General features: G+C 58.6%; 2 protein-coding genes. Both read left to right on the forward strand.

Features of this window, described 5'->3' with window-relative positions:
• The first annotated feature begins 250 nt into the window (after positions 1-250).
• Positions 251-1,189: an aspartyl/asparaginyl beta-hydroxylase domain-containing protein gene (locus ACE04F_RS13095; protein WP_486107272.1), complete on the forward strand. Its 939-nt coding sequence runs from the start codon at positions 251-253 to the stop codon at positions 1,187-1,189.
• A 334-nt stretch (positions 1,190-1,523) separates the two neighbouring features.
• Positions 1,524-2,387 carry a DMT family transporter gene (locus ACE04F_RS13100; RefSeq protein ID WP_486107247.1) on the forward strand — a complete coding sequence of 288 codons (864 nt, stop codon included), beginning with the start codon at positions 1,524-1,526 and terminating at the stop codon, positions 2,385-2,387.
• Positions 2,388-2,445: the final 58 nt, after the last annotated feature.

Here is a 2,445-nt window from a genome sequence, read left to right on the forward strand (position 1 = left end):
GCTTCGCAGTCAAGCGGGAGCAAGCTCCCTCGCCACAAAAAACATCTCGCCCGTTGGGAGGGCCGGTTGGAAGATCGTTCGATGCGTCAGCCAAGGTTCAGCTGACGCATGTTAACAAGGGCTTTGTTGCGTAATCCTCAACGGTGAATGTCGAGTCTGACGATGTTTCATCTGCACGAGGATATTTAACATGGCCAGCCGCCGCGTCGGGCTGATGGCGCTGCGCAATTCGAACAAGGAGTTGAAAGAAATGAGCGTTTCGTTTGTCGCCAAGGCCTCGGTGTTGCTGCTGTTTGTCGGCAGTACGCTTTTTGTGCATTTGCGTGGCAAGGCGCGTTTGCCGGTGTTGCGCCAGTTCGTCAACCACTCGGCGTTGTTCGCCCCTTACAACGCTTTGATGTACTTGTTTTCCAGGGTGCCCTCCAAGCCCTATCTGGATCGCCGCGAATTTCCTGAGCTGGATCTGCTCAAGGAAAACTGGCAAGTGATCCGCGACGAAGCCATGCACCTGTTCGACGAGGGTTACATCCGCGCCGCCGAGAAAAACAACGACGCCGGTTTTGGTTCGTTCTTCAAGAAAGGCTGGAAGCGCTTCTATTTGAAGTGGTACGACAAACCGCTGCCGTCGGCCGAGTTGTTGTGTCCCCGGACCGTCGAGCTGCTCAACCGGATTCCCAACGTGCGAGGCGCGATGTTCGCTCTGTTGCCAGGGGGCAGCCACCTCAATCCCCATCGTGACCCATTCGCCGGTTCCCTGCGTTATCACCTGGGGCTGTCCACGCCCAATTCCGACGCTTGCCGGATCTTCGTCGACGGGCAGATCTACGCCTGGCGTGACGGTGAAGACGTGATGTTCGACGAAACGTATGTGCACTGGGTCAGGAATGAAACAGACCAGACGCGCGTCATCCTGTTCTGCGATGTCGAGCGTCCCCTTAAAAATCCCTTGATGACTCGTTTCAATCGCGCCATCAGTGCTTTCCTCGGCCGAGCCACCGCGCCGCAGAACCTCGACGACGAGCACGTCGGCGGCATCAACCGCGCCTATGCCTGGAGCAAGACGTTCAGCGACGGCATCAGCAGCCGGGTCAAGCAATTCAAGCGCCGGCATCCCAAGGCCTATCGGGTGATGCGGCCGGTGCTGGCGGTCGCGGTCTTCACGGCGCTGGGCTACTGGTTGTTCGTTTAAACATTGCGTTACACATCGGGCGCTGGTTATAGTCGGCGCTCGGTCTTCGGACCCATCCCTCAAGAGATCGGCTCATGCCTGCATTCCCACTCACCGCGGTTGTGGTTCCAGCGTTCAACGCTGGCGTCGTGCCGTGCGGGAACCCGCAGCCCGAGCAGATCGGTCAATACCCCCCACCTGTCAGTCGCTCACCGGTATACGCCTGCGTATCACCGCCGGGTGTTGGCGTTAAGGGCTGATTGGCAACGGTTGCCGTCCCCTGTGCCCGCCTGAAAAAACGACTGGATTTCAGCTTCGGCTGAGTTGGCTTTTTGCCTGACTACAGGTGGTTTTCATGTTTTCCTTTTCCAAGAACGCCTTATTGGCGACGGCTTCCACGAGCCTGTTCGTTTTGCTGTGGAGCAGCGGAGCGATCTTTTCCAAACTGGGCCTGGCCCACGCGTCACCCTTCGCTTTTCTGCTGATCCGTTTTGCGATTGCGCTGTGCGCGCTGGTGCTGTTGATCCCGATGTTGAAGTTCAAGCTGCCGAAGGCTGGCAAGCCGATGCTGTACGCGGCGGCGACCGGCCTGGTGTTGTTGGGTGCCTATCAGATTTTTTATCTGCTGGCGCTGCAGTTGAACGTTACGCCCGGCGTGATGGCCACGTTGATGGGCGTACAACCGATCCTCACCGTGGTGCTTATGGAGCGCCGGCGTTCCTGGCAACGGATGTTCGGCCTGGCGCTGGGCCTGGTGGGCTTGATCATGGTGGTGTACCAAGGCATTGGCCTGGCAGGCATGTCGTTGACGGGCATGCTGTGCGGATTGCTGGCGCTGGTGAGCATGACGGCCGGTTCGATCATGCAGAAGCGCATCACCGACAATCCCCTCGGTACATTGCCGGTGCAGTACCTGGCCGGGCTCTTGCTATGCGCGGTGTTCGTGCCGTTTCAACCGTTCCACTTCGAGCACAATGCGGGATTCATCGTGCCGGTGTTGTGGATGGGGCTGGTGGTCTCGGTGTTGGCGACCTTGCTGCTTTACCGCTTGATCGCCCGGGGCAACCTGGTCAACGTCACCAGCCTGTTCTACCTGGTGCCGGCAGTGACGGCGATCATGGACTACCTGGTGTTCGGCAACCGGCTGGCGTTGTTGAGCCTGCTGGGGATGGTGCTGATCATCGTCGGGTTGGTGTTTGTGTTCCGTAAGCGCCGCTAGCCGATAGATATCTATTGATTGCACCACTGCTTTCGCGAGCAGGCTCGCTCCCATAAGG

Source organism: Pseudomonas sp. AGC41 (assembly GCF_057334555.1).

Excerpts from the sequence above, each read along its gene's own strand:
- ACE04F_RS13100 (WP_486107247.1), top strand. The coding sequence starts at position 1,524 with ATGTTTTCCTTTTCCAAGAACGCCTTATTGGCGACGGCTTCCACGAGC.
- ACE04F_RS13095 (WP_486107272.1), top strand. The coding sequence starts at position 251 with ATGAGCGTTTCGTTTGTCGCCAAGGCCTCGGTGTTGCTGCTGTTTGTC.